Raw genomic sequence first — 25,292 nt, forward strand, 5'->3', positions numbered from 1 at the left:
CATATGGCTCGTTCAGTCAATGCCGGAAGGCCCGGCAAGGTCTTAAAAGCGCGGCGCGAAACAAAAAATCACCTTGACAAACCCCCGGTCCGATGGTTAATAGGGCTTTCTAGTTTTTCTGAATAGGTATTCAGTAAGCGTTATTAATTGAATGAACGTTGTTACGCGGCGGTAATGCCCGCGTTTTGATAGGACAGACCCATAAAAATTCTGGTCGGCGCCCATCCTGGCGGCCCAAAGCGGCTGGCGGGTTTCGTGAGTCAGCCAATAGGCTCATGGCGGATTTGACAGGGATTTCAAAAGGGTTTGTCCAAGGTTTTCGACCCCGGCGGGTATGCAGGCCCGCATGGGAAGGATGCGTATTTCAGGAATTTTCGTGTTGAAGGCGGGTGGGGCAACCTCCGCCGGAAGCATAACCAACAGCCGTAGCGAGCTATTGCGCGCGGCGAAAACCTCAAGGAGGAAGACCGTATGCCGAGTTTTGTCATTTATGAAAAATGCGACGGGTGCAAGGGCGGCGACAAGACCGCGTGCATGTACATCTGCCCCAACGACCTCATGGTGCTTGATCCCACCGCCATGAAGGCCTACAATCAGGAGCCCGATCAGTGCTGGGAATGCTTCTCCTGCGTAAAGATCTGCCCCCAGCAGGCCATCGAAGTTCGCGGCTATGTCGATTTCGTGCCCATGGGCTCCAACATCATGCCCCTTATGAGCTCCGAAGACGTGCTGTGGACCTGCAAGTTCAGAAACGGTCTCGTCAAGAGGTTCAAGTTCCCCATCCGCACCACCCCTGAAGGCCAGGCCAACGCCTATGCATCCCTCGTGGGCAAGGACATCGAATCCCAGCTTCTTTCCAACGAAGAGGCCGAGGGTTACGCCATTCCCCGCCCCAAGGCACTGGTGTAACGAGAGCGTGGCCGCCTTGGCGGCTTTCGGTTAAAAAGGTAAAAGACACCATTTTATATAGATTTCCCTGCGAACGAGGAGGATTACGCTATGGCTATTCCGAACAAACCCCTTGGCGAGCTCAAGGCTGACATCAATCCGGCTGTTGAAGAGCGCGAAGTGGACGTTCTCATCGTCGGCGGCGGCATGGCCGCCTGCGGCTCCGCTTTTGAAGTAAAAAAATGGAGCAAGGATCTCAAGGTTCTTCTTATCGACAAGGCCGCTCTCGAGCGCTCCGGCGCAGTGGCCCAGGGCCTTTCCGCCATCAACACCTACATCGGCGAAAACGCTCCCGACGACTACGTCCGCATGGTCCGCAACGACCTTATGGGCCTTGTTCGCGAAGACCTCATTTTCGACCTGGGCTGCCACGTTGACGACTCCGTCCATCTTTTCGAAGAATGGGGCCTCCCGGTCTGGAAAAAAGACGAAGCCGGCAAGAACCTGGACGGCAACAAGGGCCGCAAGATGGGCACCTTGAAGTCCGGCGCCAAGCCCGTCCGCACGGGCAAGTGGCAGATCATGATCAACGGCGAGTCCTACAAGCGCATCGTGTCCGAAGCCGCCAAGCTGGCCCTCGGCATGGACAACATCCTTGAGCGCGTTTTCATCGTCGAGCTTCTGCTTGACAAGAACGTCGAAAACCAAGTTGCAGGCGCTGTGGGCTTCTCCGTCCGCGAAAACAAAGTGTACATCATCAAGGCCAAGACCATGATGGTTGCATGCGGCGGCGCGGTCAACATCTACATGCCGCGTTCACAGTACGAAGGCAAGGGCCGCGCATGGTACCCCGTGTGGAACTCCGGCTCCACCTACTATCTGTGCGCCAAGGTGGGTGCGGAACTTTCCATGATGGAAAACCGTTTCACCCCGGCTCGCTTCAAGGACGGTTACGGCCCCGTGGGCGCGTGGTTCCTCCTGTTCAAGGCCAAGACCTTGAACGGCTTGGGCGAAAACTTCGCGGCCTCCGATGCAGCCAAGGCGGAGCTTGCCAAGTTTGCTCCCTACGGCACCGCAGCGGTCACCCCCACCTGTCTGCGTAACCACCTCATGCTGTTCGAAATGAAGGCTGGCCGTGGCCCCATCATGATGGACACCGTCACCGCCCTGGCCGATCTCGGCAAGACCATGGACAAGAAAGAGCTCAAGCATCTGGAAGCAGAAGCCTGGGAAGACTTCCTGGACATGACCTGCGGACAGGCCAACCTGTGGTGCGCCCAGGACTGCGAGCCCGAGAAGAAGAACTCCGAAGTCATGCCCACCGAACCTTACCTTCTGGGTTCCCACTCCGGTTGCTGCGGCCTGTGGGTCTCCGGTCCGGACTTCGACTGGGTCCCCGCTTCCTACAAGTGGGGCGACAAGGGCAAAGTGTACAACCGCATGACCACCGTCAAGGGTCTTTTCACCTCCGGTGACGGCGTCGGCTGCTCCGGCCACAAGTTCTCCTCCGGCTCCCATGCCGAAGGCCGCATGGCCATCAAGCAGTGCGTGCGTTACGCCTTTGATCATGCCGATTTCAAGCCCGAACTGGCCCTGACCAAGGAAGAGATCGTCGACCTGGTTTACAAGCCGGTCAAGCTGTACAACCAGTTCTGCGGCTACACCACCGCCCAGGACATCAACCCCAACTACATCAAGCCCGCCGGCATGGCCATGCGGCTGATGAAGGCCACCAACGAATACGGCGGCGGCTGGGCCACCTATTACCAGACCTCCTCCAAGGCCCTTGAGATCGTCATGGGTCTTCTGGAAGGAATGCGGGAAGACGCCGAGAAGATGGGCGCCGGCGACCTGCACGAACTCATGAGGGCCTGGGAAATGATCCACCGCATCTGGACCGTCGAGGCTCATCTTCGTCACATCCAGTTCCGTAAGGAAACCCGCTACCCCGGCTTCTACTATCAGGCCGACTATCCGGGCCAGGATGACGCCAACTGGTTCTGCTTCGTCAATTCCAAGTTCGATCCCAAGGCCAAAGCATGGGATACCTTCAAGAAGGAATACATCAAGCTCATCCCGTAACATCGGGGTGCGTTACGGCGTAAGGCCTTCATAGCAAGCCTCCAGGCGCCGTCAAAAGCGCCTGGAGGTTTTTATTGATGGAGCTTGAAAAATATCGGTCAAACATGCGCAACATGATGTGGCGTCTATTTTCTATACCCACACCATGCAGGCATTTTGGAAACATCACCGAATTTTTTTAAGGCGACATCCCCATTGAAGTTTGCGTGAATGGTCCGCTTTGCGCTTGGCACATGCCTTCCGGGCATGGGCGGGAACAAAAATCGATAGAGCGCACGAAAGACGTGTGCAAGGCGCAAAGCGGACCTTTTGCGGGACCGGGCAAAAGGTTTTACATTTTTCCAGCAAGGCATACGGCGCGGTTCCAGCGGGATCGCGCCGTAATGCTATAGGCGGATGGAGGAATTCCATGTCACACCACAACGAAGCGGCGAGCGCAGGCATCCTGGTTGTGGGAGGCGGCATCAGCGGACTCACTGCGGCCCTGGAAGCCGCCGAAGTCGGCCACGATGTCATCCTGGTGGAGAGCCAGCCTTCCCTTGGTGGGCGCGTGTCCCAGCTCAACCAGTATTTTCCCAAGCTCTGCCCGCCCACCTGCGGGCTTGAGATCAATTTCCGGCGGATAAAGGACAATCCCAGGATCAAGGTTTTAACCATGTCCAGCGTGTCCGGCGTTTCCGGCGAACCTGGCGCTTACACCGTAACGGTGAAAACGGCTCCCAGGTATGTGAACGAAAACTGCACCTGCTGCGGCGATTGCGCCAAGGCGTGCCTGACCGAAGTTTCCAACGATTTCAATTTCGGCATGGATTGCACAAAGGCCGCCTATCTGCCGCACCCCATGGCCTTTCCCCAGCGCTACGTGATCAGCCCCAAGCTCATCGGCACCGAAGACGCCAAGCGCGTCGCGGACGCCTGCCAGTACAACGCGGTTGATCTGGCCATGCAGGAAACCACCCGGGAAATCAAGGTGGGCTCCATTATCTGGGCCACCGGCTGGAAGCCTTACGACGCCAAAAAAATCGACAACTTGGGTTTTGGCCAGTACGACAACATCGTCACCAACATGATGATGGAGCGCATGGCCTCGGAATCCGGACCCACGGCGGGCAAAATTGTCCGCCCCTCGGACGGCACGGGTCCCGAAAGCGTCATTTTCGTGCAGTGCGCGGGCTCCCGCGACCGCAACCACCTTCCCTACTGCTCCTACATCTGCTGCATGGCCTCCCTAAAGCAGGCCACGTACATCCGCGAGCAGTATCCGGACGCCAAAATCACCATTTTCTATATCGACATGCGCGCGCCCGGCAACCGTTACGAGAAATTCTACAAGAAGATAAAGGCTGACAAGAACGTCTTCTTCGTAAAGGGCAAGGTTGCCGAGGTCTGCGAGGATCCGGCCACCAAAGACATTGTTGTGACGGCTGAAAACGCTGTTACGGGCGAGAAGATCAGGGAATCCGCCCAGCTCGTGGTCCTGGCCACCGGCATGCAGCCAACCGCCTCGGAATGCGCTCCCCCAGCTTCCGTGTGCGTTTCCGAGGAAGGGTTCATCGTCAACGATTTCGCCCGGGGTGGAATGTTTGCTGCGGGATGCGCGGCCAAACCCGCCGACGTGGTGTCGTCCAACCAGAACGCCACCGGCATGGCTTTGAAGGCCATTCAGACCCTGGCGAAGGCGTAGAGGAGGGAAACCCCATGACTAAGAAATTCGGTTTTTACATATGTTCGGGCTGCGGCATCGGCGACGCCGTCAATTGCAAGGAATTGATCGAAAACGTCCCGGAGGAGGAAGGCTACTCCAACTGCCACGTCCACCCTGCCTTTTGCGGCAAGGAAGGCGTTGACATAATCAAAAAGGACATCGCCGAAAAGGGCGTCAACGTGGTTGTAATCGGCGCCTGCTCCCGCCGGGTCAACTCCGATGTCTTCAAGTTCGACGGCTGCATCGTGGAAAGGGTCAACCTTCGGGAGCAGGTGGCCTGGGTCCACGGCAAGAGCGAAGGCGAAATCAACCACACCCAGATGATGGCGGAGGATTATCTCCGCATGGGCATGGTGAAGGGCGAAAAGATCGCCCTTCCCGAACCCTACAAGCTGGAGACCTTCTCCCGTAAGCTTTTGGTCATCGGCGGCGGCGTCACCGGCATGAGCGCGGCCCTGGACGCCGCGAAAACCGGTTACGAAGTTTGCATCGTGGAAAAGGAAGACGATCTGGGCGGCTGGGCAAGGAACGTAAGGAAGAGCCTGCCCACGGCCTACCCCTATCGTGAGACCACTTCAGGCCTCTCCGACGCCCTGGTGGCCAAGGTCAGGGCCGAAAAGCGGATCACCGTCAAGACGGCCTCCGTGGTTGCGCGCATCGCGGGCCAGCCCGGCGACTTCACCGTCACCATCAAAAAGCCCGGCGAGAAGATAGAGTTCGACGTTCCGTTCCCTCTGCCGACCGAGATGAAATGTGACGCAGCCGGCAAGGAACTGGATGCAGACGCCCTTCGGGTCAAGTACAACGAGTACAACGAAGGCAGGGTTGACATTTTAAAGTTCGACCCCAACGGCGAGAAGTTCGGCGCGGTGATCCTGGCTGCAGGATGGCGTCCGTACGAGCCCGCCGACGGCGAGTTCGCCAACCTGGGTTTCGGCAAAATCGCGGATGTTGTCACCAACGCGGCTTTCGAGAAAATGGCCAAGGCCGGAAAAATCGTGCGCCCCTCCGATGGCGCTCCGGCCAAGAACGTCGTTTTCATTCAAAATCCAGACGGAGCCGACGATTCCGACTTTCCCTACGCTTCGGCGGTAACGAGCCTGGTTTCACTGAAACAGGCCGGATACGTCACCGACGACTACGCGGACGGAAAGGCTTACATCTTCTATCAGCACATGCGCACACCGGGCCTTTGGGAGAATTACTACGAGGCGGCCCAGCAGAACCCGGCTCTTTTCATGTCAAAGGGTACCATAACCGGCGTGGAGAAAAGCGGAAACAGCCTGGTGGTTTCGGCCTCCGACACCCTTTTGGGCCCGAACGTCTCCGTGAAGGCCGATCTGGTGGTCCTGGCCTGCGGCATGGTTCCCGAAACCAAGTTCGACCCGGTGGTGAACCTCGCCTACCGCCAGGGACCCGGTTTCCGTGACATCGGGCTTTTCGACGGCTACTGCGATTCCAACTTCATCTGCTTTCCCTACGAAACCCAGCGCACCGGCATTTACGCGGCGGGCGGCATCCGCCGGGCCATGACCATGGAAGAGAGCATGGAAGACGCGACCGGAGCGGCCCTCAAAGCCATCCAGTGCGTGGAGTCGGTCAATCGAGGCGTGGCGGTTCATCCCCGCTCCGGCGACATGACCTTCCCCGACTTCTTCTTCCAGCGCTGCACCCAGTGCAAACGCTGCACCGAGGAATGCCCCTTCGGAGCCCTGGACGACGACGAAAAGGGCACCCCGAAGCCGAACCCGACGCGGTGCCGCCGCTGCGGAACCTGCATGGGCGCGTGCCCGGAACGCATCATCGGATTCGCCGATTACAGCATCGATTCCATCGGATCAATGGTCAAGTCCATTGGCGTTCCCAACGCCGACGAGTACGACGATCCGCCACTTCGCATCCTGGTCCTGATCTGCGAGAACGACGCCTACCCTGCCCTGGACATGGCCGGCCAGCTTCGCCTCAATTACAACCATCAGGTGCGCTTCGTGCCCGTAAGGTGCCTTGGCTCCGTGAACCTGGTATGGATCAAGGATGCGCTTTCCAAGGGCATGGACGGCGTCATGCTTCTGGGCTGCAAGCACGGCGACGACTACCAGTGTCATTTTGTCAAGGGCTCCGAGCTTGCCTCGGTGCGCATGATGAAAATCGGCGACGCGCTCCAGAGCCTGGCCCTGGAACCCGAACGTGTGGCACAGTACGAAGTGGCCATCGACGACTACAACAAGGTCCCCAAGATCATCAACGACTTTGTTGAGCAGGTGGAGGCTCTTGGGCCGAACCCGTTCAAGGGATTCTAGTTTAAGCCTGTCCAAAAACGCCTGCCACGGGGCGATGAACCCCGTGGCAGGATCAGCGTTTTTTGAAGGCGGTTTTCGACGGGTTACAAGAGTAAGGGTTTTGAACGGGCAAATCATCAGTCATAGCCCCAAGGAGAAAACAACATGAGCAACCAAGTGCTCGAACCGGATGTCGATTTTATCAGGGAAATCTCCCGCCGGGGCGGGGATACCCTGAAAAAATGCTACCAGTGCGCAACATGCTCAGTGGCCTGCCCCATTTCGCCGGACAACAAGCCCTTTCCCCGCAAGGAAATGATTGCGGCAAGCTGGGGACTTTCCGACAGGCTCACCGCAGACGTCGACGTGTGGCTCTGCCACCAGTGCGGCGACTGCTCGGCCAGGTGCCCCCGTGGGGCGAAACCCGGTGACGTTCTGGGCGCAATCCGTTCCTACGCCATTGAGAAGTATTCCAAGCCCTCATGGCTGGCAAAGGCCGTGAACGACCCCAAGAAACTTCCCACCCTCATCGGCATTCCGGTGGCGCTGTTTATAGTCATGGGCCTCATCGTCGGGCCGATACTCATGAAGATACTGGGCCCCATCCTGGACATCTTCTTCAAAAAGGCGGGCGATGCTTCAGCCAGCACCGTGAAACTTCTGGACTTCACCCCGGAACTTTTCCACGGCCACATCGCCCATGCGCAGTTTTTCTCGTCATGGCTCGTGGACATGATATTCGTCCCCACCATGACTTTCGCTGTGGTGGTTTTCGTCCTGGCCATGCGCAGTTTCGTGAAGGACATGCACGAAACCGCAGTGCGCGAGGGCAAGGTTGCCAACGCTGAATTTTCCTGGATCGGGCTCGCCAAGGCACTGCCCCGCGTGGTTCTTCCGATACTGAAGCACGAGAAGTTCACCGAGTGCTCGGAAAACCGCGTCCGCTCCACAAGCCACATGATGGTGCTTTACGGATTCATCGGCCTGTTCATAGTGACCGGCATCTTTTTCGTGGTGCTTTACGGCTCCATGCTTTTAACCGGTTATGAAGAAGCACTCCACGGCCCTTACAACGTGTATTGGAACCCCGTGAAGTGGCTGGCCAACGCGGCGGGAGTATGCCTTGTGATAGGCTCCCTTGCCATGATCAAGGAACGGCTTGGCAAGGACAAGGAAACCATGGGCAGCGCCTACCAGGACTGGTTTTTGCTGGGCCTGGTCCTGGCCTTGGGCGTCACCGGCCTTGGCGCTGAGATGACCCGTCTTGCAGGCGCGGCCTTCTTTACCTATGTGCTGTATTTTCTGCACCTTGTTTCGGTGTGGATGCTTTTCGCCTATGTTCCCTTTTCCAAGCTGGCGCATCTGGTCTACCGCACCCTGGCCATGACTTACGCCGAGTACGCCGGGCGCGAGAAGGCCTGTTAGTTTTCATTTCAGATTTTTTGCCGTTACGCGGGGCGGGCCTCTTAAAGGCCCGCCCTTCGGTGTTTGATCCGCCCCCATTCCCCCTTTGAATCCTTTTCACCCACGGAAATTAGGAGCACCCATGAAACCGTCCATAAAACGCCTGATTTTTTCGGTGGTGCTTGCCTGCGCCGGACTTTTGGCTGCGCTCCTCATTGTGGAAGCGGGCATGCGGCTTTTCAGCGGAACGCTTGAAAAGGATTCCACCCTGCCCACCAGGGTTTCCCTGTTCGATTTCGGAAACGTGCTGGCCAAAAAGCTCACCCTCATGCGGGACAGCTATCCCAAGCAGCACGACGCCGTTTTAGGCTGGGTTCCCAAGGCGGGCTATTCGGGCTCCGACAACATTTTGAGCAAGGAAATTAACATCGCCGCCAACACCGTCCGAACCAACGGAGCGGCCCGGCCTACATCAGGCTCCGCCATCCTCGTTACGGGCGATTCCTTCACCTTCGGCGATTCCGTAAACAACAACGAAACGTGGCCGTCGTATTTGGAGGAAATCCTCGCAAGGCGGGTGATCAACGGCGGGGTCTTCGGCTACGGCCTGGACCAGAGCTTTCTGCGGGCCAAAAGCCTTGCGGACGAGGTCTCGCCCGGCGTCATCGTTTTGGGCCTCATACCCGACGACATTCCCCGCATGGGTTTTTCCAAGTGGTACGGGGCCGAAAAACCGTATTTCGAAATAAGCGAGGGCCTTCTGGTTCTGAAAAACCAGCCGGTGCCCGACGTTCCCACCCAACTGGATGGCCTGGGTTTTGTCAAGAGCGTACTCGGGCATTTTTACACGGCGGATTACCTGATGCGGCGTATGGGAAAGGCCGAATGGTGGTACGCGGACAAGTTCAAAAGCATCCCCGTCAAAAACGACCTGCACGCCGTGTCCCGCCGCATTGTCGAAGGCTTTTACGAACTCGCCGTGCGCAAGGGATGCCGGGCGGCCATCGTCGTCCAGTACACCGAAGCGGATATCACCGATCCCAGAAGAGCCAACCGGAAAAGGATTTATCCCACCATTATTCACGCACGGGAAAAGGGAATTCCCGTCATCGATTTCTATCCGCTCTTGAAATCCATGCCGCCCGACCAGTTGAAAACCCTTTACCAGGGGCACATGACGGCTTCGGGCAACAAGTTCACCGCCAAGATGATCGCGGCGGCCCTGGCCTCGGAAGGCGTCATCCCAAACGCGTCGTTCCTGTCATCCGACGTGGACTTCTACCGACAGGTGGTGAGCCAGAACACGGATGACCTGGATAAGCTCGCCATGGCCAAGGACAACTTTCTGCGGGAGCTGGCCAACGACCCGACCAACCCCAGCAGGTACAACACGGTGGGGGTGCTTTACCTCAATCTCGGAGCCCTGGAATCTGCGGCTTTCTATTTCACCAAGGCGGTCACCCTTAATCCGACTTACGCGGAGGCGGTGAACAACCTGGGCATGGTGGCCATGTCCACCATGCATTTTGCCGATGCCGAGCAATTCTACCGCAAGGCCATGGAACTCGATACCAAGATATTCGAGCCCTATTACAACATGGCCTGCGCGAGAAGCCTTCAGAACGACCCGGACGGCGCGGCCATGTGGATTGAAAAGGCCATCCAGAAGGGTTTTGCCAGCAGGGAGCAGCTCGAAAACGACGGCGACCTGGAAAACGCCAGGAAAAGCGGCAAGTTCATGAAATTGATCGAATCGCTTCCCGCAAAATAGAATCCGGGGGCGCAAAAAAGGGGACGCCGAAAAATCGGCGTCCCCTTTTTTATTGCTTAAAACTTCAACCTGCCGGAATCCCTGTAAAGGAAATCCGGCAGGATCAAGCTGGTGCTACTGGCCCTTGCCGGTGGCCGCGCCGTGCAGCTTCACTTCCACCTTCTCGGTAAGGCCGGCATAGTATTCGCGGAGGATGTCGAGGACTTCTTCGCGGCCAAAATGGTCAACCACCTTGAGGCCTTCTGAGAGGCTCTTACGGAGCACCGTGCCGGAAAGCATGACGCGGTCTTCCTTGCTGTGCGGGCAGGTGCGGAGCGAGGCCATGCCGTCGCATTTGTGGCAATAGAAGGTCCAGTCGATCTTCAAGGGGGTGCAAAGAAGGTTCTTGCCGGGGTCGGTGCTCTTGGGCACCTTGTCGAAAATGGTCTGGGCTTCGAACATTCCGTAGAAGTCGCCAACGCCAGCGTGGTCGCGGCCAATGATCATGCGGGTGCAGCCATAGTTCTGGCGGAACGTGGCATGAAGAAGGGCTTCGCGGGGACCGGCGTAGCGCATGTCAAGCGGGTAGCCGCCCTGCACGACGTTTTTGGGCACGAAGTATTTTTCCACCAGGGTGTCGATGCACCTGACGCGGACTTCGGCCGGGATGTCGCCGGGCTTAAGATTGCCGACCAGTGAGTGAATGAACACGCCGTCGCAGACTTCCACCGCGATCTTGCAAAGATATTCGTGGGAGCGGTGCATGGGGTTGCGGAGCTGGAGGGCTGCAATTTCACGCCATCCGCGATCCTCGAAAATCTTGCGGCTTTCGGCGGGCTTCATGTAGACGCCGGCGTACTTCACCGGGTAGTCGCCTTCGGAAAGAACCCACACGGAACCGGCCAGATTGACGGGGCCCTGGCTCATGACCATCTGGACTCCCGGATGATCCTTTTCGGCGATCTTCCAGAAAGCCTCGGTGGTGGGGGTGCCTTCGCCCATGAAGGTCTTCTCGCACTCGTACTTCTTGTCGGCGTCGCTTACGGCGTACTTCTCGGAGACCTTCATGATGGCCATGATCTCGTCGCCTTCGGGATCGTACAGGGCGATTTCGTCGCCAACTGCTGCGGCGTCGGCTTCGGCCTGGGTCACGTCGAGGCACACCGGCACGGGCCAGAAGGTTCCGTCGGCCAGGGTGTAGTTGTCGAGAACGGATTTCCAGTCAGCCTTGCCCATGAAGCCGGACAGGGGTGAGAAGCCGCCGATGCCGATCATGATGAGATCGCCCTTAACGCGGCTGGAGATGGTGACCTTCTTCAGGCCGGCTGCCTTGACCTTGGCTTCTTCAAGGGCTTTTCCTTCCAAAAGGCGAATTGTGAGGCCGCGTCCGCCATGGGGCGGAATGAGGTTGGACGTCATGTGATGACTTCTCCTTATAATTGAGGTTCAATATGAGCGACCGGGATTATCGCCCGGACGCCAGACGATCGCTTGTATGTGGGTCTTCTATAATCAAGCGCCGAACCATATTATGTAAAAGCGCCCATTGTCAAGCATTTCATCAGTTCATCGGCTACCGCCGCCAAGGGACAAATGAGAGGGCATTCACCTTAAAAAAACTCGCCGCCAAGAAATTCCCTGAAGGTGCTCTTGATGCTTCTTATCTCGTCCCTCAGTTTCGCGGCCCGCTCAAAGGCCATTTCCCGTGCGGCCTGGCGCATTTCCTTTTCGAGCCCAGCCACCAGCCTTTTAATGTCTTCGGGGCTCGACGCAGAATCGGGAAGCGGAACCTCCTTGGGCACGGTTACGTAGTCGGCCTCGTAGACCGAGGCGAAGATCGATCCGATCTCCTTCTTGACGCTTTCCGGCGTTATGCCGTGCTCCTCGTTGTAGGCCTTCTGGAGCTTTCTGCGGCGCTCGGTCTCACCCATGGCCCTTTTCATGGAATCGGTGATCTTGTCAGCGTAGAGTATCACCTTGCCGGAAAGGTTCCGTGCGGCCCGGCCCGTGGTCTGGATGAGGCTTCGCTCCGAGCGCAGGAAACCCTCCTTGTCGGCGTCCAGGATGGCCACCAGCGAAACTTCCGGGATGTCCAGGCCCTCCCGGAGAAGGTTTATGCCCACCAGAACGTCGAAGCCCCCCAGGCGCAACTCGCGTATAATCTCCATGCGGGTTAAGGTGTCGATGTCCGAGTGAAGATAGCGCACCTTGACCCCAAGGCCCTTGTAGTATTCGCACAGGTCCTCGGCGCTTCTTTTGGTGAGGGTGGTCACGAGCACACGCTCCCCGGCTGTGGCCCTCAGGCGGATTTCCTCCAGAAGATCGTCCACCTGGTTTCCGGCGGGCCTGACCTCTATTTCCGGGTCGATGAGGCCCGTTGGCCGCACTATCTGCTCAACAACGGCCTCGGCCCTCTCCATCTCCCAGGCCGCCGGGGTGGCGGAAACAAGCACGGCCTGGCCCGCCTTTTGCCAGAATTCGTCGGCCATCAGGGGCCGGTTATCCAGGGCCGAGGGAAGCCGGAAGCCGTAGGCCGCAAGGGTTTCCTTCCGGGAGCGGTCGCCCCGGAACATGCCCTGAATCTGGGAAACCGTGATGTGGCTTTCATCCACGAACAGCAGGAAATCCTTGGGGAAATAGTCCACCAAAGTCGGAGGCGGCTCGCCAGGCTGGCGAGCCGTGAGGTGCCTTGAATAGTTTTCTATGCCAGTGCAGTAGCCAAGCTCCATCATCATCTCAACGTCGTAGTTGGTGCGCTCCTCTATGCGCTGGGCCTCGATGAGCTTCTGGTTGTCCCGGAAATGGCCGACGCGGATTTTGAGCTCGTCCAAAATGTCGTCAACCGCCCGCCTTAGGGTCTGGCGGGTTGTGGCGTAGTGGCTTGCGGGAAAGATCGCGGCCCGCTTCATGCTGCGCCTCACCACCCCGCGAAGGGGATCGATGGCTGAAATCGACTCGATCTCGTCGCCGAAAAACTCGATCCTTATGGCCTCGTCCTCCTCGTAGGCCGGGAAAACCTCCACCCGGTCCCCGCGCACCCGGAAGGTGCCCCGGTGAAAGTCCACGTCGTTGCGCTCGTACTGCATTCCCACCAGGCTTTTAAGCACCGCGTCCCGGCCCGGCTCGTCGCCCACGGCCATTTCGAGACGCATGGCCAGATAATCCTCCGGGGCCCCAAGTCCGTAGATGCACGAGACCGAGGCCACAACCAGCACGTCCCGGCGGGTGAGCACGCTTCTGGTGGCCGAGTGCCTTAGCTTGTCGATCATCTCGTTTATGGATGAATCTTTTTCGATGTAGGTGTCGGATGAGGGCATGTAGGCTTCGGGCTGGTAGTAATCGTAGTAGGAGACGAAGTACTCGACGGCGTTTTCCGGAAACAGGGACTTGAACTCGTTATAGAGCTGGGCCGCAAGGGTCTTGTTGGGGGCGATGACCAGCGCCGGGCGGCCCAGGCGGGCGATGACCTGGGCCATGGTGAAGGTCTTGCCACTTCCTGTGACGCCCAAAAGCACCTGAAAGCGCTTTCCGGCCCCGATGCCTTCACACAGGGCGTCGATTGCCTCCGGCTGGTCGCCCTTGGGGGAATACTCGCTTGTGAGTTTAAATTCGGACATTAAAATTCCCGAAACGCCTCGCTTGCGCCCCGCCTTCAGCGCCCCGCCGGAATGCCGCCGAACGAGGCGGCCTGCGCCTTAAGCCTCAACAGCATCGCGGCCAGAAGCGGCGAGCAGGCAAGGTCGCGGTCGTTTTTCCAGTCATAGGCCCAGTGGCCGTATTTTTCCCGGCATTGCCCGTGGTCCGAGCCCGGATGAAGCACCAGCTCCACCACGTCCTTTTCCGAAAACCGGGAAAGGATTTTCTCCAGCCGCTCCACGGTAAGGCCCCCTCCCGAATAGGTGAAGCCTATGGAGGGGATATCAACCCTCACGCCCCGGCTTGAATGAACCGAGCGCGAAAATCCTGAAACCGCCTTTACCATTCCGTACTGCAAAAGCCTTCCTGCTCCGGCGTCGAAACTTGCCGGGTCAGCCGGGCGCGAACGCAGAAAGGGGACTTTGAACCTCTCGCACAGAGACAGGCTCATGGAAAAAATTCCCGGCAGAAGATGCACGTACTGGTGGCTGTCCGCGTGGGTGATGGAAAGACCGGCGTCCCTTACGCGCTCCAACTGCGCCAAAAGCTCGAGGGCCAGGGCCTTTCTGCTCACAAGCCCCGAATAGAGCCCGGCGGCCAGGGCCGCGCGGGAGGGCAGCACCGGCCCCGAAAAAGCCCCACGGTAGATGGCGGAAACGCTCGTCAGCGCCGGTTCGTCGCAGAGGCAGAAATGGACGCCGATATCGAGACCGGGGCGAGTGCGCGCGTATTCCGCCGCCTCGTCAAAGGCCTCGCCGTTCGGGATAAGACTTGCGGAGCGAAGCAGCCCATCCTCGAAGGCCCGGATAACCCCCTGGTTCACGCCACAGGTTATGCCGAAATCATCGCCGTTGATTATGATTTTCATCTGGCCCGGCCCCGGCCCCTTCTCAGGGTGGCCACAAGAACACCCAGCACGCAAAAGCCTAAGAATATCCACCACAGGGCCTTTGTCCGCGTAAACCAGGATGCCTTGGCAACAACCGTCATCCTTGCGTCGGCCACCACCGTGTGATGCACGTAATCTTCATCGTATTCCACCACAAAGCAGGCGGGATAGGACGCGCCAACAAGGGCCGAGAGGTTAACCACCTCAAATTCCAGCTTTTTCTGCTCCTTGGAATCCAGCAGAAACACCAGGTCCCGGTCCCTTCCCGAAAACTCCCGGGGCAGGATGAGTCTCACCCGAAAATCCCTTGCCCGGTCCCCCGGATTTTCCATGTTCAAGCCCAAAACTGCCTTTTGGCTGATTTCCGCCGATTTGGCCTCCACCACCATGTCCGTTTTTATGTCCGGCTTGGTGTCGAAGGCCGCGCTGTGAAGGGCCGAAAAGGCGTAGCCGCTCTCGTCGTGGTAATCCACCATCAAAATGGCCGGAAAGCTGCCCTTGGGCATTTCCCCCATCTTTTGGAAGTAGGTGATGTTGATGGGTTTTTTGGGCAAGAGCCTTTGAATGGGATTCGAGGCCAGCCTCTTGTCCAGAATGGAAAGAAGGGCCGAAACGTCGTGGGCCGGGGCGTCCCCCTGGTTTTCCAGGTGAACCGTCACGGTGAAGGAATCCGGGTTGGCGTTGATGGTCATGGACATGGCAAGGCTGATGGTGGCGGCGAAAGAACCTTGAGCGGAAAAAGCCATCAGGATTATGGCCGCCGAAAGAATGGCGGCGGCGCGCCTCAGGGTTCCCATAAGCTCATCCCCTTTCCGCAAGGAAGGTTTCCAGGCTTTTCAAGTCCCCCACCGAATAAACCTTATGCGGCCCGTCCGCTGGCAGGACCTGTTTCGCAAGGCCCGCCAGCACGGTCTTGGGGCCGGACTCCACGAAAACGGACGCGCCGGCCTTGAAAAGGGCCGCCATGCCGTCCGCCCATTTTACCGGGCTCACCATCTGCACGGCCATTGCGCCCTCGATTTCCGCAGCGTCTTCGCTCAAGGCCCCTGTGACGTTCAGAGCCACCGGCATTTCCGGTTTTTTGAAGGAAAAGGCTGCGAGGTATTTTAGAAACTCCTTTTTGGCTTCGTCCATGAAGGGCGAATGCCAGGCCCCGGCCACCTTTAGGGCCACGGCCCGGCCCTTGTAAGACTTGCACCCGGTGCGGCAAAGCTCGGAAGCGCTTTCAACGCCTGCTTCGCTGCCGGTTATCACTATCTGCTTATCCGTATTGATGTTAGCCACCCACACAGGGCCTGATTTATAGGCCTGCTTCAGGACTTCCTCCACCTGGGAAAGGGAAAGCCCGACCAGGGCGGCCATAATCCCTTTTTTCCGAAGGGCTTGGCGATCCATGAAAAATGCCCGGCGCTCGACAAGCCGGAGGGTTTCCTCCTCCGTAAGGCAGCCCGCGCAGCAAAGGGCGCTGTATTCCCCAAGGCTGTGGCCAGCGGCGAAAGAGGGCGAAACCCCGTGTTTGCGAAGAACGGCGAGGCAGGCGAGATTGACCGCCGTTACGGCCATCTGGCAGTTGACGGTGCGGGTGAGCTCCTCCAGGGGGCCTTCAAAAGAGAGCTTGCGGATATTGGCCCTGGCAATGTCGTCGGCCATGTCGAAGATGTCGCGCACGTACATGAATTCGGAGAAAAACTCCTGTCCCATTCCCACGTACTGGGAGCCCTGGCCCGGAAACAGAAAGGCAATCTTGTCACTGGCCATTTTCGTCCTTTTCGTCTTCATCTAGTTGGAACATATCCCGGGCCGCGCCGATGTAGTCCCGCTTCTTGGCCTGCCTGTGGCCCTCGGATTTCAAAAACACGATGGGGCCGTGCACCACCTTGGCCATTATGGCGCGGGTGAGCCGGTCAATGGCTTCCCGTTCCTCATCCCCAAGGTTTTTGAGGCCCGGAAGGCTCTTTTGAAGTTCGGCAAGGCGCACGGCCTCCATGCGGTCGCACAGGGCCTTTATGGTGGGCACCACCTCCAGGGAATCGAACCACCTGCGATAGGAGATCACCGCCTCCTCCACGATGACCTCGGCCCGGGCGGCCTCCTTCATGCGCTCGGCCATGTTTTTTTCCACGACCCCCGCAAGGTCGTCCACATCGTAAACGTAGGCGTTGTCCAGCTTGTTTATGGAAGGATCGATGTCTCGCGGAACCGCTATGTCGATGAAAAAGAGGGGCCGGTTTTTTCGCGGCCTCATCACCGCCTTCACGTCGTCCTTTTTCAATACGTAACCGGGCGCGCCCGTGGAGCTGATGACGATGTCCGCAGTTTTAAGGGCCTCCCCTATTTCGGAAAAGCCGATGGCCGTGCCTCCGAAGCGCTCGGCCAGGGCCGCCGCCCGATCCAGGGTCCGGTTGGCCACCATGAGCTTTTCGGCCCGGTTGTGCATGAGATGCTCAACCGCAAGCTCGGCCATCTCGACCGCGCCTATCAGGAGCACCTTTTTTCCCGAAAGCTCGCCGAAAATCCTCTTGGCAAGCTCCACGGCGGCGAAGCTCACCGAAACCGCGTGGCCGCCTATTCCGGTTTCCTTCCTCACGCGCTTGGCGGTTGAAAAAGCCCTGTGCAAAAGGCGGTTCAGGACCACCCCTGATGACTGGGCCGCAACCGCCGCCCGGAAGCTCTTCTTCACCTGCCCCAGAATCTGCGGTTCGCCCACCACCATCGAATCGAGGCTTCCCGCCACCCGGAAAACGTGGCGGAAGGCGTCGTCCCCCTGGTACCTGTAGAGATAGGGGGCAAAATCGGAAAGAGGGATGTTCTTCACCCGGCAAAGGACATCAAGGGCGGCCTCTTCCAGGGCTTTCGCGTCCTCGCCCGCAAGCAGAACCTCCACCCGGTTGCAGGTGGAAAAGAGCACGGCCTCCGAGACCGCCGGATCGAGATTCAGTTCGGCAAGGGCCGCAGCCGTCTCCTGGTCGGAAAAGGCCAGGCGCTCGCGCACGTCAACCGGAGCTGTTTTGTGGCTTAAGCCTCTTAGGATGAGTTCCATGCCGCTACCCGAAAAACTGCCGGTGATGCCCGGACAGAAGCAGATTGACGCCGAAGAAGGTGAACAGCATCACCGCGACCCCGAAAATGGCCATCCAGGCGGCCCGCCTTCCCCGCCAGCCCACGGCAAGGCGCTCGTGAATGAGGGCTGCGTAGAGAAACCATGTGACCAGGCTCCACACCTCCTTGGGGTCGGCGCTCCACCACCTGCCCCACACGCTTTTTGCGTAAACGAAACCGGCGGCGAGCCCGGTGGTAAGCAAAATGAAGCCCACGGCCACGCAGGCGTAACCCATGCGGTCCAGGGTGTCCAGGGGCGGCATTCTGCGGAAAAAAAATCCCCGTTTCTTGTTCTTGATGGCCCGCTCGGTGAGAATGTAGGCCCCTCCCACAAGAGCCGCCAGCACAAAGGAGGCGTTGCCCAGAAAAACGGGGAAAACGTGGAGCATGGTCCAGGCGCTTTTCAAAAGCCTTGGGCTGGCGGCTGCGGTGTCCGGCAGAAAGAGCGAAACCAGCAAGGTTAACGCCGTTATGGGCGCGGCGGCGGCCCCAAGCACCGCGAGCTTATACCGCCACTCGAAAAAGACGAAAACAAGGGCTAAAGCCCAGGCCGAAAAACCCAGGCTCTGCCGAAGATTGGCCACGGGCAGCGCGCCCGATCCGGCAAGAACGGACAGCACCACAAGGGTCTGAATGATAAGGCCCGCAGTGAAAAACGTCGAGCCCATGCGCCTGAAAAAGGCGTCGTTTTTAACCAGAAAGCCGATGTAGCCAAAGGCTCCGGTCACGTAAGCCGCAAGGGCTATTATGATGTAAAAGTCCATAAGCCGGTCTCACACATCATCTTGTTTGATAAAGATTTCGGGGCAGAGGGAACACGAGTCAAACCCCGGCCCAAGCACCTTTTCGAGAACCGCGTTCGCGCATTCCCGGTCCTTCCGGCGCACTGCGTCCATGAGGTTTTCGTCGATCAGCCTCTCGAAAAGCCCCTTGTGCTCCTCAGGCGCGTGGGCCTCGGCAAGAAGAACCTTGCGGACCGCGCCCATGAGATCGAGAAAATCCCCGTATTCCGCTCCGAACTTCTCCTCCAGCTCTTTTCTCATGCGTTTGGCGAAGGCCGGGCTTTTTCCGGCGGTTGAAACTGCGATGACGAGGTCCTTGCGCCTCACCAGGGCCGGAAGCACGAAGGAGCACAGCTCCGGCCTGTCGGCGATGTTGTGGAGGACGCCCGCTTCCTCCGCATCGGCGGCAACCCGCCTGTTGGTGTCCTCGTTGTCGGTTGCGCAGACCACCAGGAAGGCCCCCGAAAGGTCATCATGTTCGTAGGCCCTGCGAAAAAGAACTATCTCGCTCTTCCCCGCCATTTCGTCAACCGCCGGACACGAGCCAAGGCTCACCACGGTGACCTTCGCCCCGCATTCCAGGAGGGTGGCGATTTTGCGCGAAGCCACCGCCCCGGCCCCAACCACGAGGCACTTGCGGCCAAAAACATCCAGATTTACCGGGTAATAGCGCATGGTGGTTCCGGTTACAGGGAAAGTTCCATAAGATCAGTCGCCACCGTCAGCGGCCCGGCCCAGGTCCTGCGGCACTGGGCGATAATATCCACGGCGTCGCATTCCGGGTAGATGTGGGTGAGAACAAGATGTCCCACGCCCGCTTCCGAAGCGATGCGACCGGTCAAAGACGGCGTTAAATGCCCCTCAACCTTCAACTCATCGGGAAGCGCCGCCTCGCAGATGAACATGTCGCATCCCCTGGTCAGTTCGACCAGGTTTTCGCAATAGTCCGTATCGCCGGAAATCACAAGGCTTTTGCCGCCCGCCTCCTCCACGCGGTAAGCGAGGCTTGCGGGCGTGTGGAGGACCGGCAGGGATTTCACGGTGACGCCGGAAAAATCGAGGGAGTCCGGCCCGTCCACTGAAAGCTCCCTTACGGCCAGGACGCCGGGCTCAAGCTCTATCCAGTGTCCGTAGGCGATTTTGAGGGCCTCGTAAAACCCGGAAAAGCCCTGGCCTGCGGCGACGCTGAAGGGCCTTCGGATTTCCCGCCCGTACTTGGCGGAAAATATCATGGGGACGAAATCCGCCGAGTGGTCCGGGTGAAGATGCGTGTAAAAATAGGCCGAAACGCGCCCCGGCTCGGTTCCGGCCTCCAGAAGCCGCCTTATGGTTCCGGGCCCGGTGTCGAAAACAAGGGTTTCCTCCCCTGCCCTCACCAGGACGGACGAGGCCGATCTTTCAAGGCGCGGCACGCATGTGCCGGAGCCAAGGATGGTGATTTTCACGGGTTACACCCCATTTCCAAAAATTTCCCGGTTACCTGCCAATCCGTCCGGAAAAGAGCTTTCTTTCACATATCCCCAATTGACAAGAAAAGGCAAGTGATTACCTTTGGTGCACGTATGATAACCCTTTAAAAACAATTTGAATACTTCCGCGAAAGCGGGGAAGGAAACGAGCCGTGCGCTTCGACAAGTTCACCATAAAGAGCCAGGAACTCATCCAGGCGGCGGTGTCCCTGGCCCAGGGCCGGGGTCACCAGGAAATCGAACCCGAACACATACTTTCCGCCATGCTGGCCGAGGGCGAGAGCGTGGCCCGGTCCATGTTCCGCAAGTTGGGCGTTTCGCCAAACGGCGTGGCCAACGAGGTGGAACGCGCCCTGGCCCGGCTTGTGAAGGTCTCAGGCGCGGGCTTCGACGGGTCGAGGCTATCCCGAAGGACCGGAAACGTGCTGGAAGCGGCCAGCGCCGAGGCGGCCAAGATGAAGGACGAGTACGTCTCCATCGAGCACGTTCTCGTGGCCATCGCCGAGGAAAAGGGCGGAGAGGCGTCCCGGATTCTCGCCGCCAACGGAATCAACCGTGAAAGTATCTTGAAGGTCCTTCTGGACATTCGGGGAACCCAGCGCATAACCGACCAGAATCCCGAGGAAAAATACCAGGCCCTTGAAAAATTCTCCCGCGACCTCACCCAGCTTGCGCGCCAGGGAAAGCTCGACCCGGTGATAGGCCGTGATGAGGAAATAAGGCGCGTGGTGCAGGTGCTCTCCCGCCGAACCAAGAACAACCCGGTTCTCATCGGCGAGCCCGGTGTTGGCAAAACCGCCATAGTGGAGGGCCTGGCCCAGCGCATAGCCCGCGGCGACGTGCCGGAAACCCTCAAGAACCGGCGGCTTGTCAGCCTTGACATGGGGGCCATGATCGCTGGAGCCAAGTTCCGGGGCGAATTCGAGGACCGGCTGAAGGCGGTGCTTAAGGAAGTCGAGGCCGCAGAAGGCGAGATCATCCTTTTCATCGACGAGCTTCACACCCTTGTGGGCGCGGGAGCCGCCGAGGGGGCCATGGACGCGGGAAACATGCTGAAACCCGCCCTCGCCCGGGGCACCCTCCGCTGCGTGGGCGCGACCACCCTCAACGAGTACCGCAAGTACATCGAAAAGGACGCGGCCCTTGAGCGCCGGTTTCAGCCCGTTATGGTGGTTGAGCCCACGGTGCCGGACACCATTTCCATCCTGAGGGGCTTGAAGGAAAAATACGAGGTCCACCACGGCGTTCGCATCACCGACGGGGCCATAGTGGCGGCGGCCACCCTTTCCAACCGCTACATCACCGACCGTTTTCTGCCCGACAAGGCCATTGATCTCATCGACGAGTGCGCGTCGAAACTCCGTATCGAAATCGACTCCATGCCCACGGAGATCGATCAGGTCCAGCGCCAGTTGACCCAGCTTGAGATAGAGCGCCAGGCACTCAAGAAGGAGAAGGACCAGTTAAGCCTCGACCGCATGGAGAAGCTGGTGGCGGAAATGGCCGAGCTTCGTGAGAAGATGGACGCCATGAAGGCCCACTGGCAGACCGAAAAGGACGTCATCGCCCAGATAAGGAAGATCAAGGAGGAGCAGGAGCAACTTGGCCAAGCCGAGGAGCAGGCCGAGCGCCGGGGCGACTACAACAAGGTGGCGGAACTGCGCTACGGCAAGTCCCTTGAGTTGTCTCGCGCCCTGGTGGAGGCCAACGAACGCCTGGCGTCCATCCAGAAGGACACCAAGATGCTGAAGGAAGAGGTGGACGACGAGGACGTGGCCGAGGTTGTCTCCCGCTGGACCGGCATCCCGGTTTCACGGATGCTGGAAAGCGAGAAGGAGAAGCTCCTTAAAATGGAGGAGCGCCTGGGCCTTCGGGTGGTTGGCCAGGCCGAGGCCATAGAGGCGGTGTCGGACGCCGTGCGCCGCGCCCGAAGCGGGCTCCAGGACGAAAACCGGCCCATAGGCAGCTTCATCTTCATGGGCCCCACGGGCGTTGGAAAAACCGAGCTGGCGAAAGCCCTGGCGGAGTTCATCTTCGACGACGAGCAGGCCATTGTGCGCATAGACATGAGCGAATACATGGAAAAGCACACCGTAAGCCGCCTGATCGGCGCGCCCCCCGGCTACGTGGGCTACGACGAGGGCGGGCAGCTCACCGAGGCCGTGCGCAGAAGGCCCTACGCCGTGATCCTCTTCGACGAGATCGAAAAGGCCCACCCGGACGTGTTTAACGTGATGCTCCAGGTGCTGGACGACGGACGCTTAACCGACGGCCACGGACGCACGGTGGATTTCACCAACAGCATAATCATCATGACCAGTAACGTGGGAAGCCGCTACATCACCGACCTGGGCCAGAGCGACCGGGCGGAGATGGAAAAGCGGGTGATGGAGGCCCTGCGGGCCACATTCAGGCCGGAGTTTTTAAACCGCGTGGACGAGACCGTCATCTTCCAGAGCCTTACCGGGGCCGAGCTTTCCAGGATAGTGGAAATTCAGACCCGGAGGCTCGTGGCAAGGCTCGCGGATCGGCAGATAGAACTAAAGCTGACGGACGCCGCAAAGGAGCTTCTGGGCAGGGAAGGCTTCGACCCCCAGTACGGGGCGCGCCCCCTGAAACGGGTGATCCAGAAACGCCTGGAAAACCCGCTTGCGGTATCCATACTGGAAGGAAACGCGCCGCCCCATTCCACGGTTACTGCGGATGAAAAAGACGGGGGCATCGTGTTCAGCGTTGCGGCCAACTGAATCTGAAACAACACGGCGCCACTTGATGATAGTCAGATGAAAGGCCCGCGCCCAGCTTGAAATTTCGGGGCGCGGGCCTTTTGAACTTTACTTGATGCCCATGGATTTCAAAAGCGCCGGATCGACCGCGCCTGTCTGGGAGAGCCCCTTCGATTTCTGGTATTCGGTTATGCCCTTCATGGTTATCGGGCCGAAAATGCCATCCACCTTGCTGCTGTAGAGGCCCATCGCCTTCAACTTGGTCTGGACCTCGCGGACCCAGCGGCGGCGCTCCTCCCAGGCTGATTCCCGCTTCTTTTTCATCTCCTTGTCGTCATCCGCCTCAACCGCCGGGGCGGCTTTTCTTTCAGCCTCGTAGCGGCGCAGATTTTCCTGCTGCTCCTTGTATGCCTTCTCAAGCTCCGCCGGTGTGGCCGCCGCCACCACCGGCTCTGCGGGCTTTGCCTGGGCTGTCGGCGCCTTCTTGCGGGGCGCCTTCACCATGGACGGCTTGACGGGCTTGCCTGCGCGGTAGGCGGCAAGGTAGCGCTGGACCTCTTCCAGAAGATCGGGAGGATAGAGCTTGCCAGAAAGGTCCTTGTAAACCCGCGAGGCGGCCTTTACTATGGCGGCCCTGTTTTCCGCCGAGACCTGCACCATTTCAAGCCCGTACTTCATCATTCCTTCAATGCTCTTTTCATTATCCTTGCGGACCCCTTGGCAAAATTGCCGGGTAACCTCGGCGCGGTCTTCGGCCAGGTTCTCCTTGTATTCATCCGTAAGGGCCTGGTAGGAGGATTCCTTGATAACCACAATGGCAGGCGCGTACCTGACCTTCAAGGCATTGATGTATTTGCAGCTTGTGTACATCTGGCTCGCTACCTGAAAGATGGCCGGGCCGATGTTGGCGTCGATGATGCCTGAACGGTATGAACTGTTGGCCTCGGTGGGCTGGATGACAAGCGGATTCGCTCCCAGGGACTTTAAGAAGCCCACTTCCAGGGGGCCGTACCAGGATTGAAATTTGGACTTCTTGAAGTCGTCTATCCTGTCGAACTTCCATTTCGAGGAGTAAATGTGCTCCATATCGGCGTCGCTCCACATGAGGAGATGGAAGCCGTTTTTTGCAAAGTAATAGGCGAAAGTGGGGTACATGACCTCGCGGATGTAGTCCACCTCGGCCCAGTTGTTGAAAAGAAAGGGCAGGCCCAGAACCGACATTTCCGGGCAGGCCTGGTTGGCCCCGTGGCCGGTGAGACCGGCTCCCTGAAGCTGGCCGATACGCATCTTGGCGAGGTATTCCTGGTCGTTTCCCATGACGCCGCCCCAATAAATTTTGAAGCGCACGGTGTCTTCCGTTGATTCCTTTACCCAGGGGGCCAGGATCGAATCCCACATGGCCGACCAGCCTATGCCTTTGGGGGCAAGCGTCGCCGCTTTCCATGTCGTGATTTGGGGATTCGCGGCCAGGGCGTCCCCCGCCGTGCAGACGCCAAGACCGAGCGAGCAGACGATTACGGCAACCATCCAAAATTTCTTCGATGACGACATGATCAGGCCCTCACTTATGTTTGGGTTGAATCAGCCACAGCAAAATGATCCTGATGCCCCGGCGAACAGGCCGGGAGCATCCGTCTATTATGGGGAGCAGGGTTTGATTCCTTCTATTGAACTGCCAATAACAATGGAGGTGCAGGCTTATAGTATTTCTCCCCCACTGCCAGATTCCCTTAACACGGAAAAGAACCATGCTTCGCTTTATAAAAACACGATTCACCAAGGCTTGCTGCAAAAACAGCGAGCGAAGCAACCAGATAGACAATCGGCAGGAAAGGAAGCGTTTTTGAATTGGACAGGCAAGCCATGCGGCTTGGCCCGATAATGCGAAATGGGCCGGAAGCTCACATGGCGGATTTTTTAAGGGAAAGACAACAGAGAGCTCCCACCCAACGGATTTCGCCATCCCGAAACAGGGTGTCGTGCGCCACGTCCAGAAAGGCCCGGTGAGCGTAAAAGGGCTCCTCGAAGGCGTGAAGCCAGAAGAGAAAAACCCGAAGCCTTCCGAATTCGGCGGCCATTTTTCGGATCACGTCTTTTGGTGTGTCGCTCACAAGGTCGTAGATGAGTGCCCTGCCGCCGGGTTTCAGAACCCTGTGAATTTCATTGAGCCCTTCAACCGGGGCCTTCCAGTGATGGAAGGAGCCGGTGCTGACCACGGCGTCGAAGGAATTGTCGGGAAAGGGCAGCCCGGAAGCATCACCCAGTACGATTTCAGGCGGCGGAAAAAGATGGGCCAGGTTTTTCGCGGCCCTTTCGACCATTGCCGGTGAGATGTCCAGCCCGGTTAGGCTCAGGGCCGGGGACAGAAGGCGGATCTGCTCCAACAGGAAACCCGGCCCGGTTCCCACGTCAAGGAGCCTGCCGGTCGGAACCTGCGTGATTATATCATGGGCGAGCTTTTTGTAATGCTCGGTAAAAAGGCCGGTTTTGCTCAGGCGGTTGTAAAGGACCGTTCCGATGAGCGGGATGCCTTCCGGATGGACTTTTTTCAGGAGCCTTCTGGAAAACGGAAGATAGCTCAAG

The 25,292-nt window shown here is 58.6% G+C and carries 18 protein-coding genes; 7 read left to right on the forward strand and 11 right to left on the reverse strand.

What is annotated here, in order from left to right:
- The first annotated feature begins 471 nt into the window (after positions 1 to 471).
- From aprB to HZB23_09660, 6 genes are all read left to right on the forward strand, one after another.
- Positions 472 to 909: an adenylyl-sulfate reductase subunit beta gene (aprB, locus tag HZB23_09635; protein ID MBI5844915.1), complete on the forward strand. Its 438-nt coding sequence runs from the start codon at positions 472 to 474 to the stop codon at positions 907 to 909.
- Between the two features lie 90 nt (positions 910 to 999).
- Positions 1,000 to 2,970, forward strand: coding sequence for an adenylyl-sulfate reductase subunit alpha (locus tag HZB23_09640; GenBank protein ID MBI5844916.1), 1,971 nt, complete (start codon positions 1,000 to 1,002; stop codon positions 2,968 to 2,970).
- A gap of 409 nt (positions 2,971 to 3,379) precedes the next feature.
- Positions 3,380 to 4,654 (forward strand): CoB--CoM heterodisulfide reductase iron-sulfur subunit A family protein, encoded by a 1,275-nt coding sequence (locus HZB23_09645; GenBank protein ID MBI5844917.1) that lies wholly within the window; start codon positions 3,380 to 3,382, stop codon positions 4,652 to 4,654.
- 14 nt (positions 4,655 to 4,668) lie between these two features.
- Positions 4,669 to 6,975, forward strand: a complete 2,307-nt coding sequence (locus HZB23_09650) for an FAD-dependent oxidoreductase (GenBank protein ID MBI5844918.1) — start codon at positions 4,669 to 4,671, stop codon at positions 6,973 to 6,975.
- A gap of 144 nt (positions 6,976 to 7,119) precedes the next feature.
- Positions 7,120 to 8,379 (forward strand): quinone-interacting membrane-bound oxidoreductase complex subunit QmoC, encoded by a 1,260-nt coding sequence (qmoC, locus tag HZB23_09655; GenBank protein ID MBI5844919.1) that lies wholly within the window; start codon positions 7,120 to 7,122, stop codon positions 8,377 to 8,379.
- Positions 8,380 to 8,500: 121 nt separating this feature from the next.
- The gene (locus HZB23_09660) at positions 8,501 to 10,129 is read left to right on the forward strand and encodes a hypothetical protein (protein MBI5844920.1); all 1,629 of its coding nucleotides are present in this window, start codon (positions 8,501 to 8,503) and stop codon (positions 10,127 to 10,129) included.
- 114 nt (positions 10,130 to 10,243) lie between these two features.
- Here HZB23_09660 and sat read toward each other — a convergent pair whose 3' ends face one another.
- The 9 genes from sat to HZB23_09705 form a co-directional block, all read right to left on the reverse strand.
- Positions 10,244 to 11,527, reverse strand: coding sequence for a sulfate adenylyltransferase (gene sat / locus HZB23_09665; GenBank protein MBI5844921.1), 1,284 nt, complete (start codon positions 11,525 to 11,527; stop codon positions 10,244 to 10,246).
- Between the two features lie 191 nt (positions 11,528 to 11,718).
- The gene (uvrB, locus tag HZB23_09670) at positions 11,719 to 13,725 is read right to left on the reverse strand and encodes an excinuclease ABC subunit UvrB (GenBank protein ID MBI5844922.1); all 2,007 of its coding nucleotides are present in this window, start codon (positions 13,723 to 13,725) and stop codon (positions 11,719 to 11,721) included.
- A 35-nt stretch (positions 13,726 to 13,760) separates the two neighbouring features.
- A complete protein-coding gene (locus tag HZB23_09675) occupies positions 13,761 to 14,612 on the reverse strand; it encodes a ChbG/HpnK family deacetylase (GenBank protein ID MBI5844923.1) in 852 nt (283 codons plus the stop codon).
- On the reverse strand, positions 14,609 to 15,430 hold the full coding sequence (locus tag HZB23_09680; GenBank protein MBI5844924.1) for a hypothetical protein: 822 nt from the start codon (positions 15,428 to 15,430) through the stop codon (positions 14,609 to 14,611). The genes HZB23_09675 and HZB23_09680 overlap by 4 nt, the downstream gene beginning before the upstream one ends.
- A gap of 4 nt (positions 15,431 to 15,434) precedes the next feature.
- Positions 15,435 to 16,391, reverse strand: a complete 957-nt coding sequence (gene fabD, locus HZB23_09685; GenBank protein ID MBI5844925.1) for an ACP S-malonyltransferase — start codon at positions 16,389 to 16,391, stop codon at positions 15,435 to 15,437.
- Positions 16,381 to 17,673: a glutamyl-tRNA reductase gene (locus tag HZB23_09690; protein MBI5844926.1), complete on the reverse strand. Its 1,293-nt coding sequence runs from the start codon at positions 17,671 to 17,673 to the stop codon at positions 16,381 to 16,383. Before HZB23_09690 ends, fabD begins: the two co-directional genes overlap by 11 nt.
- A gap of 4 nt (positions 17,674 to 17,677) precedes the next feature.
- Entirely contained in the window at positions 17,678 to 18,496 is an 819-nt protein-coding gene (gene ccsB / locus HZB23_09695; GenBank protein ID MBI5844927.1) for a c-type cytochrome biogenesis protein CcsB, read from the reverse strand.
- 9 nt (positions 18,497 to 18,505) lie between these two features.
- Complete coding sequence (locus tag HZB23_09700; GenBank protein MBI5844928.1) at positions 18,506 to 19,189, reverse strand: bifunctional precorrin-2 dehydrogenase/sirohydrochlorin ferrochelatase; 684 nt, start codon at positions 19,187 to 19,189, stop codon at positions 18,506 to 18,508.
- 11 nt (positions 19,190 to 19,200) lie between these two features.
- Positions 19,201 to 19,959, reverse strand: a complete 759-nt coding sequence (locus HZB23_09705; GenBank protein MBI5844929.1) for an MBL fold metallo-hydrolase — start codon at positions 19,957 to 19,959, stop codon at positions 19,201 to 19,203.
- A 176-nt stretch (positions 19,960 to 20,135) separates the two neighbouring features.
- Between HZB23_09705 and clpB the strand changes: the two genes are divergently transcribed.
- The gene (gene clpB, locus HZB23_09710; protein ID MBI5844930.1) at positions 20,136 to 22,730 is read left to right on the forward strand and encodes an ATP-dependent chaperone ClpB; all 2,595 of its coding nucleotides are present in this window, start codon (positions 20,136 to 20,138) and stop codon (positions 22,728 to 22,730) included.
- A gap of 87 nt (positions 22,731 to 22,817) precedes the next feature.
- Here clpB and dctP read toward each other — a convergent pair whose 3' ends face one another.
- Together dctP and HZB23_09720 are read right to left on the reverse strand one after the other, a co-directional pair.
- Complete coding sequence (gene dctP, locus HZB23_09715) at positions 22,818 to 24,236, reverse strand: TRAP transporter substrate-binding protein DctP (GenBank protein ID MBI5844931.1); 1,419 nt, start codon at positions 24,234 to 24,236, stop codon at positions 22,818 to 22,820.
- 374 nt (positions 24,237 to 24,610) lie between these two features.
- Complete coding sequence (locus tag HZB23_09720; protein ID MBI5844932.1) at positions 24,611 to 25,291, reverse strand: class I SAM-dependent methyltransferase; 681 nt, start codon at positions 25,289 to 25,291, stop codon at positions 24,611 to 24,613.
- Position 25,292: the final 1 nt, after the last annotated feature.

The organism is Deltaproteobacteria bacterium, from assembly GCA_016235345.1.
Classification (GTDB): domain Bacteria; phylum Desulfobacterota; class Desulfobacteria; order Desulfobacterales; family Desulfatibacillaceae; genus JACRLG01.

What these genes read in the sequence shown, in the direction of transcription:
- qmoC (MBI5844919.1), top strand. Translation starts at nt 7,120, where the DNA reads ATGAGCAACCAAGTGCTCGAACCGGATGTCGATTTTATCAGGGAAATC.
- HZB23_09645 (MBI5844917.1), top strand. Translation starts at nt 3,380, where the DNA reads ATGTCACACCACAACGAAGCGGCGAGCGCAGGCATCCTGGTTGTGGGA.
- HZB23_09640 (MBI5844916.1), top strand. Translation starts at nt 1,000, where the DNA reads ATGGCTATTCCGAACAAACCCCTTGGCGAGCTCAAGGCTGACATCAAT.
- fabD (MBI5844925.1), bottom strand. Translation starts at nt 16,391, where the DNA reads ATGGCCAGTGACAAGATTGCCTTTCTGTTTCCGGGCCAGGGCTCCCAG.
- aprB (MBI5844915.1), top strand. Translation starts at nt 472, where the DNA reads ATGCCGAGTTTTGTCATTTATGAAAAATGCGACGGGTGCAAGGGCGGC.
- HZB23_09675 (MBI5844923.1), bottom strand. Translation starts at nt 14,612, where the DNA reads ATGAAAATCATAATCAACGGCGATGATTTCGGCATAACCTGTGGCGTG.
- HZB23_09680 (MBI5844924.1), bottom strand. Translation starts at nt 15,430, where the DNA reads ATGGGAACCCTGAGGCGCGCCGCCGCCATTCTTTCGGCGGCCATAATC.
- dctP (MBI5844931.1), bottom strand. Translation starts at nt 24,236, where the DNA reads ATGGTTGCCGTAATCGTCTGCTCGCTCGGTCTTGGCGTCTGCACGGCG.
- HZB23_09690 (MBI5844926.1), bottom strand. Translation starts at nt 17,673, where the DNA reads ATGGAACTCATCCTAAGAGGCTTAAGCCACAAAACAGCTCCGGTTGAC.
- HZB23_09650 (MBI5844918.1), top strand. Translation starts at nt 4,669, where the DNA reads ATGACTAAGAAATTCGGTTTTTACATATGTTCGGGCTGCGGCATCGGC.
- ccsB (MBI5844927.1), bottom strand. Translation starts at nt 18,496, where the DNA reads ATGGACTTTTACATCATAATAGCCCTTGCGGCTTACGTGACCGGAGCC.
- HZB23_09700 (MBI5844928.1), bottom strand. Translation starts at nt 19,189, where the DNA reads ATGCGCTATTACCCGGTAAATCTGGATGTTTTTGGCCGCAAGTGCCTC.
- HZB23_09660 (MBI5844920.1), top strand. Translation starts at nt 8,501, where the DNA reads ATGAAACCGTCCATAAAACGCCTGATTTTTTCGGTGGTGCTTGCCTGC.
- uvrB (MBI5844922.1), bottom strand. Translation starts at nt 13,725, where the DNA reads ATGTCCGAATTTAAACTCACAAGCGAGTATTCCCCCAAGGGCGACCAG.
- sat (MBI5844921.1), bottom strand. Translation starts at nt 11,527, where the DNA reads ATGACGTCCAACCTCATTCCGCCCCATGGCGGACGCGGCCTCACAATT.